This is a genomic window from Levilactobacillus spicheri DSM 15429 (genome assembly GCF_001435095.1).
Classification (GTDB): Bacteria; Bacillota; Bacilli; order Lactobacillales; family Lactobacillaceae; genus Levilactobacillus; species Levilactobacillus spicheri.
The window spans coordinates 63,649-78,244 of record NZ_AZFC01000001.1 but is presented as its reverse complement, the minus strand read 5'-3'; the positions used below and the strand labels follow the sequence as shown (position 1 = coordinate 78,244).

The following is a 14,596-nucleotide window of genomic DNA, read 5'->3' as shown; positions in this document are numbered from 1 at the left end:
GTTGTGTGTAGATAATAGGGATGCGGTCCGCTTATGGCAAGCTGTTGCCCGCGGCCAGGTAGACGTCGTACCACTCCTGCCGGGTCAAAGTGATGTCGCTGCCGGCCAGGCTTTCCTTGAGGTGGACGGGGTTCATCGAGCCCAGAATGACCTGCATGTTGGCCGGGTGCCGGAGAATCCAGGCGGTGGCGATGGCGCTCTTATTCGTCTGGTAGCGGTCCGCCAGCGTTTGTAGCGCCGCGTTTAAGTCCGGAAAGGCCGGGTTATCGATGAAGGTGCCGGCGAACAGGCCGTACTGGAACGGGGACCAGGCTTGAATCGTCATCTGGTGCAGCCGCGAGTACTCGATAATGCCGCCATCGTGGTTGATGCTGGCGTCGTCGGTCATGTTGGTGTGCAGGCCGAAGTCGATGGGACCGGTGTGGCCCACGCCGAACTGGAGCTGGTTAGCCATCAGCTTCTGGGAGACGGCGGACTGGACCAGGGCGACCTGTTGCGGGTTGAAGTTGGAGACCCCGAAGTAGCGGACCTTACCGCTCTGTTGCAGCTGATCGAAGGCCGCGGCAATTTCGGCGGGGTCCATCAGTGGGTCTGGCCGGTGCAGCAAAAAGGCGTCCAGGTAGTCCAGCTGCATCCGTTGGAGAATGCCGTCCACGGCGTCGATCAGGTGTTGCTTGGAGAAGTCGTAGCGTTGGCCCAGGACCACTTCGCCGGAACTCTTCGCGGGGTCGGGAACGATGCCACCCTTAGATTGGATGAACAGGTCCTCGCGCCGTAAGCCGGAACGTTTGAGGGCGTCCCCAAAGATGGTCTCGGACTGGCCAACGCCATAGATGTCGGCGGAGTCGATGTGGGTCACGCCTTGGTCGTGAGCGGCCGTTAAGAGGTCGGCCGCCTGGGAGACGTCGAGCCGCAAGAGCCGCATGATGCCCAGCGCCACAGCTGAGGTTTGAACGTGGGTGTTGCCCCAAGTGATGGTTTTCATGAATAGAACACTCCTTATCGTGTGAATTGATTCAACGGTGATGAGTATAGAAGTTAGAGGCTACTCGAGGTCAAGAGCCTGGGGAAACTTTTTTGCGGGTCAGTGGGTCGCCACGCGATTGTTTAACCCCCGCGGGCCTTGTTACACTGGGCGTGGGGAGGTGAAGCTGATCGTGACTTTGCAGTGGTTATACGTTGGCGACACGTTGCTTTACCTGATTATAGGGGGAACGGGAATTCTCCTGGTCGTGGGCATCGTCCAGTTCGTGCGGACGTTGCGGCGCGGGAAACGCCGTGGAAAGTGAACGGAACTAGTTGGATACTCAGAAAAAACAGAAGGGAAATTCTCGGTTTGAATTTCCCTTCTGTTTTTTTTAAAAGTTATGTTTCAAATCCTTTTGGTCGGTTACTTGAGATAATACAGAATGAGCTGCACGTGGAGCGTGTTTTGCGAGATCTCACCGGAGAAGCCGTCGTACAGGGAATATTGGGTCGCGTGATGGGCCGTTAATTGCTGTTCGACCCAGCTTACCAGGTGACTGGCAAGTTGGCCTTGCCCCGTGACTTCCAGCTGCTCGTTGCCGTGCTGCGGGTCGATCCAGTGCGCCAAATCGGCCGGCGTCGCAGTGACCACACCCACGTTAGCCGGTGTCAACCGCTTGCGGTGCAAGGCTTGAATCGATTGCGCAAGCTGGGACGGCGTGGGACTGAGCTGATTCGACCAGTTGTAGTCGTTCACCATGGCGAGATCGTTATTAACGGCAAAGCCGTCATCGTGAATTCGTTGGGTCACGACACCTTCAAGTTGCGCGTTCGAATAGCGGCCAGTCCCGGCGTAGTAGGACTTGCTGGTGAAGTAGACGCCGTCAACGCTGGCAGCGGCCCGTTTCCGGGCGGTGCCGGCCGTGACGAAACCGTGCCAGACCCAGCCACTGGTTCGGCCGTTGGCACTGACCACGTAGTAGTAGCGGGCGGCTTTCCGACCGTGCTTGAGCAGGGCTGTTTGGGTGACCTTCCAGGTCGTGTGGGGATAGTTTCGCAGGTTATGTAACTTGGCACCGTGGTTCCAGTTCCACAGGTAGTGCGTCCGGGTGTCCCGGTTATGGTAGTTTTGCGGTTGCACGTAGGTCGAATGATCGACCATGGTATAGCGCGTCTTCGCGGCTGCCGGGGTGCTGAGACCGAGGACCCCGATTACCCCGATGGCCAGTAACAAACTGATTTTTTTTAACATGTTTTCTCCTCCTTAACAGAAGTATAGCAGGAAACGGGGGAGAAGGTGCGGGGGTGATGTTCCACATGAAACATTTTGCAAGGGTGGCTGCCGGTAACAGCAGAAAAAGTTGCCGTAACTTTTACTAAAACCATGAAACCTGTAGTACAATGACCATATACCAATATGTAAGCGGTTTATTATCACTGAAACCTAAGGAGGGTTTGGGCTTGCAAGCAGAATTGAAATGGTTGGATGACCCGCAGACGTTTCGCGTGAACCAGCTACCGGCGCACAGTGACCACCACTACTACGCCACGGACGCCGACGCGAAGAGCGGCGACAACCAGTTAGAACAGAGCCTGGACGGGACCTGGCAGTTTGCCTTTGCGGCGACACCGCAGGACCGGCCGCAGGGCTTTTATCGGCCGGACTTCGATCGCAGCGGGTTCGACACGATTCAGGTGCCGGGCCACATCGAGCTCGCCGGCTACGGTCAGCTTCACTACACCAACACGCTGTATCCCTGGGAGGGCAAGCAGTACCGGCGGCCCGCGTACACCCTGGGGGATCAGACCGGGATGCCGGGGATGTTCAGTCAGGGGGCCGATAACACGGTCGGCGCCTACGTTCGGACCTTTACCCTGGCGCCCGGTCTGCGCCATCACACGGTCACCGTCCAGTTCGACGGGGTTGAGGAGGCCATGTACCTCTGGCTGAACGGGCACTTCGTGGGGTATGCCGAGGACAGCTTCACGCGGTCCGAGTTCGACCTGACGCCCTACCTGCAGGACGGGGAGAACCTGATCGCCGTTGAGGTCTTCAAACGCAGTACCGCGGCCTTCCTGGAGGACCAGGACTTCTTCCGGTTCTCCGGCATCTTCCGCAGCGTGCGCTTGCTGGCACAGCCGGCGATTCACCTCGCCGACTTGACGGTTCGCGCCAACGTGACGCCGGACCTGCAGACCGGTGACCTGAATTTGCGGCTGCGGCTGCAGAGTTTACAGGCAACGACCGGGGCTCAGGCTCAGGTGACCCTGGCGGATGCCGCGGGGCAGACGATCCTGACCCAGACCGTGGGGGCAAAGGGCGACCTGCGACTCAGCCACTTGCCGGTGCCGCAGGTGCACCTCTGGGCCCACCACACCCCGTACCTCTATCGCCTGACCATCCGGTTGTTGGACGCTCAGGGGACCGTGGTCGAGGTGGTGCCAGTCGCTGTCGGCTTCCGGCGCGTCGAGCTCAAGGACAAGGTGATGCTGCTCAACGGAAAACGCCTGATTCTAAACGGCGTCAACCGCCACGAGTGGGACGCCCGGTCCGGCCGGGTCATTTCGTTGGCCGACATGCAGGCCGACATCGCGATCTTTAAGGACCACCACATCAACGCGGTGCGGACCTGCCACTATCCCGACCAGGATGCCTGGTACGACCTGTGTGACCAGAACGGCATCTACATGATGGCCGAGAACAACCTGGAAACGCACGGTACCTGGCAGAAGATGGGCGCCGTGGAGCCGTCCGACAACGTCCCCGGCTCACTGCCCCAGTGGCGTGAGGTGGTGCTTGACCGGGCCCGCAGCAACTATGAGACCTTTAAGAATCACCCAGCCATCTTGTTTTGGTCACTGGGAAATGAATCCTATGCGGGCGATAACCTGGCCGCGATGAACCAGTTCTATAAAGAGCACGACGATACCCGGCTGACCCACTATGAAGGGGTCTGCCGCAACCGGGTCTACCAGGACCGCATCTCCGATATGGAGAGCATGATGTACGATCCGCCGATGGCCATCCGCGATTATCTGGAGCACGACCCGCAGAAGCCGTTTATCAACTGCGAATACATGCACGACATGGGGAATTCCCTGGGCGGCATGAACAGCTATACGGATCTGCTCGACGAGTTTCCGATGTATCAAGGTGGCTTCATCTGGGACTACATCGATCAGGCCCTGTGGGTCACCGATGAGGTCACGGGTAAGCCCGTCTTGCGTTATGGCGGGGACTTTGACGACCGTCATTCAGACTATGAGTTTTCGGGCGACGGCCTGCTCTTTGCCGACCGGACGCCGAAGCCCGCACTTCAGGAGGTGAGCCACTACTATGGCAAGTACGACGACTGAGTTACGCGTGATTTACGGCGACGGGACCTTAGGCCTGGCCGGTGAGCATTTTCAGTACATTTTCAGCTACGAGCGCGGCGGCCTGGAGTCGCTTAAGCAGTTCGGTAAGGAGTGGCTGTACCGCACGCCGAAACCGGCCTTCTGGCGGGCAACGACCGACAACGACCGGGGCAATCACTTCTCCGAGACCTCGGCCATGTGGCTGGGCGCGGACCTCTTCAGTCCCTGCCGGTCCGTGGCCGTGGCGGTCAACGGGCAGCCCATCACGTTGCCCATCGCACCGGAGAACAACCGGTACTCGGACAACGAAACGGCCCAAACGGTCACGGTGACCTACACCTACGCTACGGCGACGGTTCCCGCGACCATGGTGACCGTGGCGTATACGGTGGACGGCACCGGGACCATCGCAGTCACGACCCACTACACGGGGCAACCGGGGCTGCCGGAACTGCCCGCGTTTGGGTTGCGGCTGATCGCCCCGACCGTCGCCACCGAGTTCACCTACCAGGGGTTGTCGGGCGAGACCTATCCCGACCGCATGGCGGGAGGGCGTCCGGGGACTTACCAGGTCACGGGCCTGCCGGTGACGCCCTACATGGTGCCGCAGGAAAACGGGATGCACATGGCGACCCACTGGGTCAAGATCACCCGCGAGACGACGCTCAACAACGCCGATCCGGACCGTGACCCGTTCCAGTTGACGGTGCGGCAACACGGTGACCAGCCGTTTGCCTTCAGCTGCCTGCCGTATACCGCGGCCGAACTGGAAAACGCCACGCACATCGAGGAGTTACCACTCGCCCGGCGGACCGTCTTGACGCTCTTCGGCGCCGTTCGGGGTGTCGGCGGCATCGACAGCTGGGGCGCCGACGTCGAGGACGCGTACCACGTCTCGGCCGAAACGGACCACGACTTCACCGTTGAAATTGCGGGTCCCACGGCCTGAATAATTAATTATTAATAATCCGAGTCGGCGGTTAGCTGGCTCGGATTTTTTGTGAACTCCATTATAATTAATTCGTTAAAGTGACTGGTACTGTAAAGATTACGCATTGTTTTGGTAAAGGGGGTTGTCAGCTGGTGCGGGTTCCAGTTATGCTATGAGTATGACATGTTGACGATTAATTATTAAAAGATAGATTTAATGATTAATAACAAAATAACCGATGATTCGCTATTTTGTCAGACCACGTAGCGACGGCTATCCGTCGAAGGAAGGGGAAATCGAACTTGCAACGATATACCAGTCAACAGGCGGCCGACCAAGTGGGGATGACTCCGGCCGCGGTGAAGCGTTATTGTGCCCACGATCTCGTGCCCGAGGCGACAGAACAGGCGAATGGTGAGTGGGCGTTGACGGCCACCAGCTTGGCGCGCCTGCGGGTGGTCAAGGCCTGCCGCCTCTGCGGCGTGTCGTTACCGGACATTCACGCAGCCCTAATCCCCCAGACACAGCGGCCCACGGCGACCGATGTGGTGGGCTTGCGGCGGCTGGTTGAGTTTGGCGCGGTTTCACGGTATCATGAAGGCAATTAAATGAAAAGACACTAGGGGTGCCGCTGTGGCTGAGATGGACGTAGGTCCGATCCCTTTGAACCTGTTAAGTTAGAACTTGCGAAGGAAAGTGTTCGGTTAAGACGACTTTCGCGCGGTTACACGCAACGGGGTCGTCTTTTTAATACATAATTAGAAGGGAATTTCTTTATGGCTATTCGATATCGAAGTCAGTTTCTGTTGTGGTTGGGGGCGGCCATCTCGATTGCGGAGATCGTCACCGGGACGCTGTTGGCGCCGCTGGGTTGGCGGCTCGGGCTGCTGGCCATCCTGTTGGGGCACGTAATCGGGTGCGGCCTGTTCCTATTACCGGCGGCCTACCTGTCGGCGCGGCAACACCAGACGGCGATTGCCGTGACCCAGACCGTTTTCGGTCCGTGGGGCGTGCGCCTGTTCTCTCTCCTGAACGCATTGCAACTGCTGGGCTGGACCGCGGTGATGATCGTCAACGCCCAGCTGGCGATGAACGGCATCTCGCGGCACCTGTTTCACTTCCAGTCGGCGGCGGTCATGGCCAGCATCGTGGCGGTGCTGATCATCATCTGGTTGCTGATGAACCACGACTGGTTGTTCCGCATCAATAACGTCGTGGTCGTGCTGCTGGCCGTGGGAATGCTGGTGATGATGGGCACCATCGTGGCCAGCGGCAGCGTGCACGCCGTCAGCGGGGTCTCCCTGAGCTTTGGGAGCGCCGTGGAGTTGAACGTGACCATGGCCCTGTCCTGGTTGCCGCTGATTGGGGACTACACCCGCGGCGAAACGCAACAGCCATGGCGCGCCAGTCTGGTCAGCGTCAGCGGGTACTTCCTGGGAAGTATCGCGATGTTCACGATTGGGCTCCTGACGGTCGTGCTGACCGGCAATGCCGACTTCACGGCGGTGCTGGCCGAGTCCAAAATCGGCAGCCTGGCCCTGTTGGTGATCGTCTTTTCGACCGTGACGACGACCTTCATGGACGCGTACTCGGCGGCCACGAACCTGAACAACCTGTTTCACCGCGGGCACGTCAACCTCTGGGGCGTCGGGGTGACGCTGGTGGGGCTGGCCATCGCCCTGGGCGTCTCGATGAGTTATTACCAGAACTTCCTGTACGCGATTGGGGCGGTCTTTACCCCCTTGTTCGCCATTCTCGCGGTCAGCGTGTTTGGCCTGAAGCAGCGGCTGGCCCTGGGCTGGAACTTTGCCTGGTGGCTGGTCGGGGTGCTGGGGTATTCGTGGCTCCAGCGACTCGACTTTATCGGCGGGACGACGCTCCTGCTACTGGTCCTCTTGAGTGCCGGGGTGTACCTGACGGGCAAGCTGACCAAGCTCTATCCGTTGGTTGAAGCTGCCTAGCTGCCTGGATTTTGAACGCAAAAGTTCCCCGTTTCGCCACCTGTGGGGTGGGCGAACGGGGAACTTTTTTAGTCGGCGAGGTCGTGGGCCAGCCGGTGTAGGGCGGCCCGGTCGTGAATCCGGTAGCCGGTCGGGGTCTTCACCAGGTACCCTTGGCGCAGGAAGTCGGCGATGACATACAGCAGGTGCCGGTAGGAGATGCCGAGGTATTGGGCGACCTGGGTGTGTTGCTCGTGATATTGACCGTGATTCTCCGTCAGCAAGATGAAGGCCGCAAGTCGTTGCGCGGCGGTGAATCCCTGATTCCGGGCGGCCTGCGTCAGGTTGGAAACGTCCTTGTGGGTGAGGTAGATGCAGATGTGCCGCAGGAAAACGGGGTCGTTGAGGAGTTGGGTCGCGATGGGGGCCTTGGTCAGGGCCAGACACCAGCAGTCTTCGATGGCCTGCACCGCAAAGGCCGGGGAGGTGGGGTCGATCAGCTCCATCTCGCCTAAGAAGCAGGGCGGCGTGAAGAACCCGGTGATCAACGTTTTGCCGTTGGCGAGCGTGTGGGACAGCTTGGTCCGGCCGCGCACCAGGTAGAACAGGTCGGGCGAAGCGGCGTTTTCGTGGATGAGGGTGCTGTTGGCCGGAAAGAAGACCAACCGGGTGTTGGCCAGCACGGGAAAAGAAAATTGCTCTTCAAAGTGGGATTCGGCGCTGAACCGCTGCTTCAACGAGTCGTTTTGAATCAGACGCATACAAAGGCCTCCTAGTGTGAGATTTCTCATATCGGTGAATCGTTAGCCCCAGTATACTCGTTTTAGAGAACGAGATTGAGCAGGCGGTTGAACGAAATGAGGAGGAATTTATCATGACAAAACGGAAAATTATTTTAGATTGCGACCCGGGACACGACGATGCCGTGGCGATGCTGATGGCCTACGCTCATCCGGCCATTGACCTGCTGGGCATCACCATTGTTGCGGGCAATCAGACGCTGGAAAATACGGTTCGCAACGGACTGAACGTGGCGCAGTTGCTCGACATGGACGTGCCCATCTACGCGGGGATGCCGCAGCCCCTGGTGCGCCAACAATTGGTCGCCGGCAACGTTCACGGCTCGACGGGCTTAGACGGGCCCACGTTCGGCCCCCTGCACCGGCAAGCCGAATCCACGCCGGCGGTACGCTTCATCATCGACACCCTTTTGGCGAGCGACGGGGACATTACGTTGGTGCCCACCGGTCCGCTGACCAACATCGCCGTGGCCATGCGAATGGAACCGCGCATCCTGCCTAAGATCAAGGAAATCGTCCTGATGGGAGGCGCGTACGGTACCGGGAACTTCACGCCGTCCGCCGAATTCAACATCCTGGCCGATCCCGAGGCGGCTCGAGTGGTCTTTACCGCGGGCGTTTCGCTGGTCATGATGGGCTTAGACCTGACGAACCAAACGGTCTGCACCCCGGACATCATCGAGCGGATGGAGGCCGTGGGCAACCGGGCGGGAAAGTTGTTCGGCGACATGTTGCGCTTCACGCTCAAGACCCAGTATGAGGCCTTTGGGCTGGCTGCCGGTCCGATTCACGATGCGACCACGATTGGGTACCTGATCGACCCGAGCCTGTTTGACCTGCAGGACATGTTCGTTCAGGTCGACATCAACCGGGGCCCAAGCTATGGGCGCACCGTCTGCGACGAACACAACGTGCTGAAGCAGGCCCCGAACGCCAAGGTCGGCAAGGGCATCGATAATGACGGCTTCTTCGATTTGGTAGAACACTGCATTCGGATGTATCACTAACGCAAACGAAAGGCGTCTGAGACAAAATGTCCCAGGCGCCCTTTTGCGTTCTTTGCGTATCTGGTGTCGAAACGTGTGCCAGCTAACCGCCTTTTGGCCCACTCTCCGTTTTGTTTCACATGAAACATTCTAGAAATAGGCCTTGGCCAAGAGCGAGCACCCAATGAATAGGTACAGCACGGCGGTCACGTAATGGCCGTTGCGCTGGAGCCAGTAGCGGTATGGGAGCCGTGCCAGTACCTGCGCGGCTAGGTAGAAGACCGTCAGCATGGCGAAGAGGGTCACGATGATGACGCCAATCTGGGGCCCGCTGGCCTGGGTGAACAGGGGAATGTAAACGCTGATGTTATCGGCTCCGGTGGAAACGATCAGCAAGGCAATCGTGAGGGACAACCCACGGCGGGGATGCTGGTCGACGGTCGTGGTGGCGGGGCGGCTGAAGGCCGTTTTGAGGCCAATCAAGATGGGGAAGATTCCCAAGATGCCCATGATGGTGGCTTGCGGCAGGCTTCGCAGGGGGTAGGCACACAGGCCGCTGATCAGTAAGAGGAGGGTTGTCCCCAGGCAATCGCCCAGGTAGATAGGTCCCCGGGCGGCGCGCCCGTGAATACTGAAGAGTAGGGTCAGTAGGATCAGGCAATCGACACTGGTCGACGCGTAGGCCACGATCCCCGTGATAATAGTGGTCAACATGTTTCCGTCTCCTCCCCGTTGGTAACGTTGCTACCAGCGTACCACAGCCTGATGGGAGAAAAACGGTAAATTTTTGTTTAATCGGTCACGGCAGTCGTGGTGATGACAGGAATTTATCATTGGCGGGGTGTGGCGAAGAAATAAATCTTTTGATCCAAGAGTTGACATCGTGTCACCACCCTGTTAAGCTGGGGTCATCCATTAAGGTGACATGATGTCACCAATTGACTGAAGGAGGTGGTCGCATGCCAACTGCGACCTTTCAACATTTAGATGACCAGAAGCGCCAACGCATCACCGCGGCACTCCTGACCGAATTTTCCCACCATTCCCTGGCGGACGCCCAGGTGGCGCGCATCGTCAAGGAGGCCACAATCGCCCGCGGTGCCTTTTACAAGTATTTTGATGACCTGACCGACGCCTACCAGTACCTTTACCAGGTGGCGTTGCAGTCGATTCACCGGGACGTGCCCATGGCGGGGACCCCGCTGGACGTCGCGGCGACCTATCAGGCCGTTGCGTCGTTCGTGGATCAGGCCGCCAACAGCCCGTACTACGCGTTGATTCAGCGCCATTTCACCCAAAACGAGGGGCAGTTACCGGCCGAACCAATGCCGACAACGCCGTTACCAGCCCCGGTATGGGCGGCGATGGTCCTGAGCCACGCCACCATTAAAGAGATTCTGTTGCATCCGGAACAGCGCACCGCCGATCTGGACCGGTTTCACACGGCCCTGCAGGCCCTGGCCTAGTGCGTAGAAGAGGGGGAGCCACATGTTTTTAGCCTTGAAAGAGATTCGCCATGAGAAGCTGCGGTACGGCTTGATTATCGGCATGATTTTACTGATCAGTTACCTGGTCTACGTCCTGAGCGGGTTGGCCTACGGGTTGGCCCAGCAAAATACTCAGGCCGTGGACTCCTGGCAGGCGCAGAGCATCGCACTCGACCGGGATTCGAACGTGAGTCTGTCCCAGTCGTTGATCACCACGCAAACGGCGGACAAGCTGACCCTGAACCGGTCGCAGGCCTACCTGGGTCAGGCCGGCATCGTGGCGAAGGCCACCGGCAAGACCAACCTGTCCGCCCAGTTCTTGGGACTGAACCGCCGGCAGTTCATCTACCGTGACCTCAAGCTGACCGCGGGGCACAAGCCGCAGTCCGACCGGCAAGTCGTCGTCGACACCGCCTTTCAACAGAAGGGGTATCGACTGGGCGACCGGGTCACGCTGAACTCGGCGGCCGGCAAGTACACCATCGTCGGCTTCACGAAGAATGCCAAGCTCAACGTGGCGCCGGTGGTCTATGGGACGCTGACCACCTGGCGGACGCTGCGGGGCGTCACGCCGGCGATGAAGGCCAGCGCCATCGTTTCGCAGAAGGCCGACCAGTCGGTGGTCAGCCCGTTGAAGACCTACAGCGTGGCGACGTTCGTGAACAACCTGCCGGGCTACTCCGCGCAGAACACGACCTTTACCTTCATGATCGGCTTCCTGATGATCATTGCGGTGGTGGTCATCGCGGTCTTCCTCTACATTTTAACCATGCAAAAACTGCCTAACTACGCGGTCTTGCGGGCGCAGGGGATTCCGGCGCGCTTTCTGGTCTCGACGACGCTGGGTCAGGCCGTCGTGCTGGTGGTCAGCGGGTTGGCGCTGGGGGCGCTGCTGACGCTGGCGACCATGCGGGCCTTGCCGCTGGGTGTGCCGATCAGCTTTAACCTGCCGCTACTGGCGGGCGTGACCGGCGGCATCCTGTTGACCGGGGTGCTGGGCGCGCTGATTCCCGTCAAGTTGATTTTGAAGGTCGATCCAGTGACCGTGATTGGGGGATAAAAACATGCCAACTTTAGAGTTATCACACGTGAACAAGGTCTTTGGCCACCAGACCAGCCGGGTCGAGGTGCTCAAGGACGTCAATTTCCAAACGCAGGCGGGCGAACTAAGCCTGATCCTGGGGCCATCGGGGTCCGGGAAGAGTACGTTCCTGACGATTGCCGGGGGCATCCAGACCCCCACGGACGGCCGCGTCACGGTCGACGGCAAAACGCTGGCGTCGCTGAGTGCGGCGGACCGGGACAAGTTGCGACTGCACCAGATTGGCTTTATCCTACAGGCGCATAACCTGGTGCCGTACCTGACGGTCAAGGACCAGTTCGCCCTGGTCGACCGGGTTAAGCCGCAGGGCAACCTGAACGCCCAACAACTGACGGCGCTGCTGCAGGACCTGGGGATCGACCAGATTGTGAACCAGTATCCCAGCGAACTGTCGGGCGGCCAAAGCCAGCGGGTGGCCATCGCCCGGGCGCTGTACCAGGATCCGGCCATCATCTTGGCCGACGAACCCACGGCGGCCCTGGATAGCCAACGGGTCAAGGTGGTGGGCCAGCTCCTGAAACGCTTGGCGCAGGAACGCCACAAGGCCGTGGTGGTCGTGACCCACGACCTGCGGCTCCGCGAGTTCGCGGACCACACCTACCAGTTGATGGACGGGCAGTTGCGGTTAGAGGCCTAGAAAAAATAAATGAAATGAAAAATGGGCGCCTCCCGAAAGCTGGGGAGGCGTCCATTTGTATTGGATCAATATGGTAATCAGTAACGCTTAGGCGAGCACAACAGAGGCGACTGGCCCGCCGGCTTGAAGCGCCATAATGGATTCAATCCATGTGATGCCCTTGGTAGCGCACCAGGGCGTACGCGCCGGTGCTGCAAACGAAGAGCATGCTGGCCATGGCCGCGTAAGAGCTGCCGGACATGCCGGCTAGCGGAGAAGCGATACCCCCGCAGGCGTTTTGCGCCAGGCCAATCACGGCGGAGGCGCCCCCGGCGTTTTGCGTGGCCCGGTCCATGATGACGGTCACGGTCAGGGTCAGGAGGGCCCCAATCAGGATGACCAGGAGCAGGACCAAGCCGATGACCAGCCAGACGTTGGCCGGGAAGAGCAAGGAGACCAGTAGAATCGCGCTGACGGCCATGGCGCCAATCAGCAGGCCGGTCAGTTGTTGGCGGTTGGTGTAGCGTTTTGCCAGCCGACCCGGCAGGTTGCTGCCGACCACGATGCCCAGACCGTTGAAGGCGTAGAGCAGGCTAAACGTCTGCGGCGGCAGGCCGAAGCCGGTCTGGAAGACGAAGGTCGACGCGGATATGTAACTGAAGAGCGCCCCGTAGACCAGCCCGGTCGCGAGGATCAGCGGCCAGAAGGCGGGTTGAACGATCAACTTGCCCATGGCCACGAAGGCGACCGAGTAGCCGCCGGACTGGCGTTGATCGACCGGAAGCGATTCGCGCAGGCCCCAGGTCACGGCCAAGGCGATGGCCAGCCCGATGACGGCCAGTAGAATGAAGACGGCCTGCCAGTCCACGTAACGAATCATGAAGCCCCCGATGATTGGGGCGATGATCGGGAAGACCCCGTTCACCGTGTTGAGCATGGCGTAAAAGCGTGTGAGTTTTTTGCCGGTAAAGAGGTCCCGGGCCACGGCCCGCGCGAGGACCTGTCCGGTCGCTCCGGCAATACCTTGCAGGAACCGCAGGGCAATCAGCAGGGCAATCGAGTGGACGAAGGCGATGGCGAGGGAGACCAGCCCAAAGACGATGAAGCCGATGATCAGCGGCTTCTTGCGGCCGTGCTGATCGGAGAGGGGCCCGGCGATGAGTTGCCCCAGGGCCAGACCGACCAGGCAACTGGTGATGCTGAGCTGCATCAGCGAGGCACTGGTCATGAATTGGGCCTTCATCTGGGGGAGGGCCGGCAGGTAGAGATCGATGGCCAGCGGTCCGGTCGCGCTCACGGTTCCCAGTAGGAGGGTGAGCCAGATTTGCCGGCGGCGAGAGAGTGTTGCGTTCAAGATGGTCAGCCCTTTCATAATTATATTAATAGTGCGTGGTAAACCACTGGACCGCGACTCTGCGGGGCAGAATGGCGGTCCAGGTTAACGTCACGGTCAATTTTGGACGGAAATAGCGTTGATTCTGCAACGCGACCCGCCCATCAAAATGAAGCACGTTCCCTATTATTGCCGGATTCTGCCGAATTTGCAAGGATGGTTCGGGAAGTTACCACGGAAATTATCACAAATAAATTAATTTTGACCGAATTTGTAGGGTTTTGGGCCCGTAAATGGTAAGATTAATAGCAGTTCTATAGAGACGATTTCTCTCATTAGGAGAGACGCGGGCCGACTCGCCAGCCGGAACCCGCCTAACTTAAACCTGTTAATTGTGGTTGTGTAAGGAGTGCCATCGATGCAAAAGACAAAAGAAATTATGAGTTGGATCTTACCGGTCCTGATTGGGTTGGCCATTGCGCTGGCCATCAAGGCGTTCGTGTTCACCCGCGTGCGGGTCGACGGACCGTCCATGGAGCCGAACCTGATGGACGCGGAACGGGTTTTAGCGTTCAAACCTGCTAAAGTCAAGCACCTGAGCGTCATCGTGTTCGACGCTTACGGGGAAGACCCGTCGGCCAAGACGCACACCAACTACGTCAAGCGGGTCATTGGCCTGCCGGGTGACAAGGTTGCCAGCAAGAACGGCTACATTTACGTAAACAATAAGAAGATCAAGCAAAGCTTCATCAGTCAGACGGAACGGACCTCGGGAACGGGGAACTGGACGCTGACTACCCTGGCTCAACAGAACGGTTGGGGCAAGGGCAAGAAGGTCACGGTCGTGCCGAAGGGCAAGTACTTTGTCTTAGGGGATCACCGGAGCGTCTCGAACGACAGCCGGTACTGGGGCTTCGTGGACCAGAAGAAGGTCCTCGGGGTCGTTAAGGTACCATTCTGGACGTCCAACAAGACTAAGCGGCACAACGTCAACTCACTATCGTACTAAAAGGAAAGCGAATCGGTCTGACGACTGATTCGTTTTTTTCGTGGTCAGCGCTTAACGAAGCGGATTTAG

General features: G+C 59.0%; 15 protein-coding genes and 1 riboswitch. Of the genes, 10 read left to right on the top strand and 5 right to left on the bottom strand.

Annotated features, from left to right (window positions below):
- Positions 1–31: 31 nt before the first annotated feature.
- A complete protein-coding gene (locus tag FD37_RS00320; RefSeq protein ID WP_045807338.1) occupies positions 32–985 on the bottom strand; it encodes an aldo/keto reductase in 954 nt (317 codons plus the stop codon).
- 172 nt (positions 986–1,157) lie between these two features.
- Between FD37_RS00320 and FD37_RS13055 the strand changes: the two genes are divergently transcribed.
- On the top strand, positions 1,158–1,289 hold the full coding sequence (locus FD37_RS13055; RefSeq protein ID WP_147007726.1) for an intracellular growth attenuator family protein: 132 nt from the start codon (positions 1,158–1,160) through the stop codon (positions 1,287–1,289).
- 101 nt (positions 1,290–1,390) lie between these two features.
- Here the strand turns inward: FD37_RS13055 and FD37_RS00315 are convergent, their stop codons facing one another.
- Entirely contained in the window at positions 1,391–2,218 is an 828-nt protein-coding gene (locus FD37_RS00315; protein ID WP_056962669.1) for a hypothetical protein, read from the bottom strand.
- Positions 2,219–2,427: 209 nt separating this feature from the next.
- Between FD37_RS00315 and FD37_RS00310 the strand changes: the two genes are divergently transcribed.
- The 4 genes from FD37_RS00310 (at position 2,428) to cytX (ending at position 7,215) form a co-directional block, all read left to right on the top strand.
- Positions 2,428–4,323, top strand: coding sequence for a glycoside hydrolase family 2 TIM barrel-domain containing protein (locus FD37_RS00310; protein WP_056962667.1), 1,896 nt, complete (start codon positions 2,428–2,430; stop codon positions 4,321–4,323).
- Positions 4,304–5,272 (top strand): beta-galactosidase small subunit, encoded by a 969-nt coding sequence (locus tag FD37_RS00305; protein ID WP_056962665.1) that lies wholly within the window; start codon positions 4,304–4,306, stop codon positions 5,270–5,272. The genes FD37_RS00310 and FD37_RS00305 overlap by 20 nt, the downstream gene beginning before the upstream one ends.
- 284 nt (positions 5,273–5,556) lie before the next feature.
- Positions 5,557–5,862, top strand: coding sequence for a MerR family transcriptional regulator (locus FD37_RS00300; protein WP_056962664.1), 306 nt, complete (start codon positions 5,557–5,559; stop codon positions 5,860–5,862).
- A 3-nt stretch (positions 5,863–5,865) separates the two neighbouring features.
- A riboswitch (TPP riboswitch) is annotated at positions 5,866–5,966 on the top strand.
- 64 nt (positions 5,967–6,030) lie between these two features.
- Positions 6,031–7,215: a putative hydroxymethylpyrimidine transporter CytX gene (cytX, locus tag FD37_RS00295; protein ID WP_056962662.1), complete on the top strand. Its 1,185-nt coding sequence runs from the start codon at positions 6,031–6,033 to the stop codon at positions 7,213–7,215.
- Positions 7,216–7,283: 68 nt separating this feature from the next.
- On the opposite strand, the gene yeiL is transcribed toward cytX, so the two are convergent.
- Positions 7,284–7,955 (bottom strand): transcriptional regulator YeiL, encoded by a 672-nt coding sequence (gene yeiL / locus FD37_RS00290; protein ID WP_056962660.1) that lies wholly within the window; start codon positions 7,953–7,955, stop codon positions 7,284–7,286.
- A 113-nt stretch (positions 7,956–8,068) separates the two neighbouring features.
- Between yeiL and rihB the strand changes: the two genes are divergently transcribed.
- Positions 8,069–9,001, top strand: a complete 933-nt coding sequence (rihB, locus tag FD37_RS00285; RefSeq protein WP_056962658.1) for a ribosylpyrimidine nucleosidase — start codon at positions 8,069–8,071, stop codon at positions 8,999–9,001.
- Between the two features lie 129 nt (positions 9,002–9,130).
- Here rihB and FD37_RS00280 read toward each other — a convergent pair whose 3' ends face one another.
- The gene (locus tag FD37_RS00280) at positions 9,131–9,694 is read right to left on the bottom strand and encodes a cadmium resistance transporter (RefSeq protein ID WP_045807330.1); all 564 of its coding nucleotides are present in this window, start codon (positions 9,692–9,694) and stop codon (positions 9,131–9,133) included.
- A 245-nt stretch (positions 9,695–9,939) separates the two neighbouring features.
- On the opposite strand from FD37_RS00280, the gene FD37_RS00275 reads away from it, so the two are divergent.
- Genes FD37_RS00275 through FD37_RS00265 form a run of 3 tightly spaced genes read left to right on the top strand, consistent with a single transcriptional unit; the run spans position 9,940 to position 12,206 of the window.
- On the top strand, positions 9,940–10,446 hold the full coding sequence (locus tag FD37_RS00275; RefSeq protein WP_045807324.1) for a TetR/AcrR family transcriptional regulator: 507 nt from the start codon (positions 9,940–9,942) through the stop codon (positions 10,444–10,446).
- 22 nt (positions 10,447–10,468) lie between these two features.
- Entirely contained in the window at positions 10,469–11,527 is a 1,059-nt protein-coding gene (locus FD37_RS00270) for an ABC transporter permease (RefSeq protein ID WP_045807323.1), read from the top strand.
- 4 nt (positions 11,528–11,531) lie between these two features.
- Positions 11,532–12,206, top strand: coding sequence for an ABC transporter ATP-binding protein (locus tag FD37_RS00265; RefSeq protein ID WP_056962656.1), 675 nt, complete (start codon positions 11,532–11,534; stop codon positions 12,204–12,206).
- 142 nt (positions 12,207–12,348) lie between these two features.
- Here FD37_RS00265 and FD37_RS00260 read toward each other — a convergent pair whose 3' ends face one another.
- Complete coding sequence (locus FD37_RS00260; protein ID WP_056962729.1) at positions 12,349–13,539, bottom strand: multidrug effflux MFS transporter; 1,191 nt, start codon at positions 13,537–13,539, stop codon at positions 12,349–12,351.
- Positions 13,540–13,936: 397 nt separating this feature from the next.
- On the opposite strand from FD37_RS00260, the gene lepB reads away from it, so the two are divergent.
- Complete coding sequence (lepB, locus tag FD37_RS00255; RefSeq protein WP_056962654.1) at positions 13,937–14,527, top strand: signal peptidase I; 591 nt, start codon at positions 13,937–13,939, stop codon at positions 14,525–14,527.
- Positions 14,528–14,596: the final 69 nt, after the last annotated feature.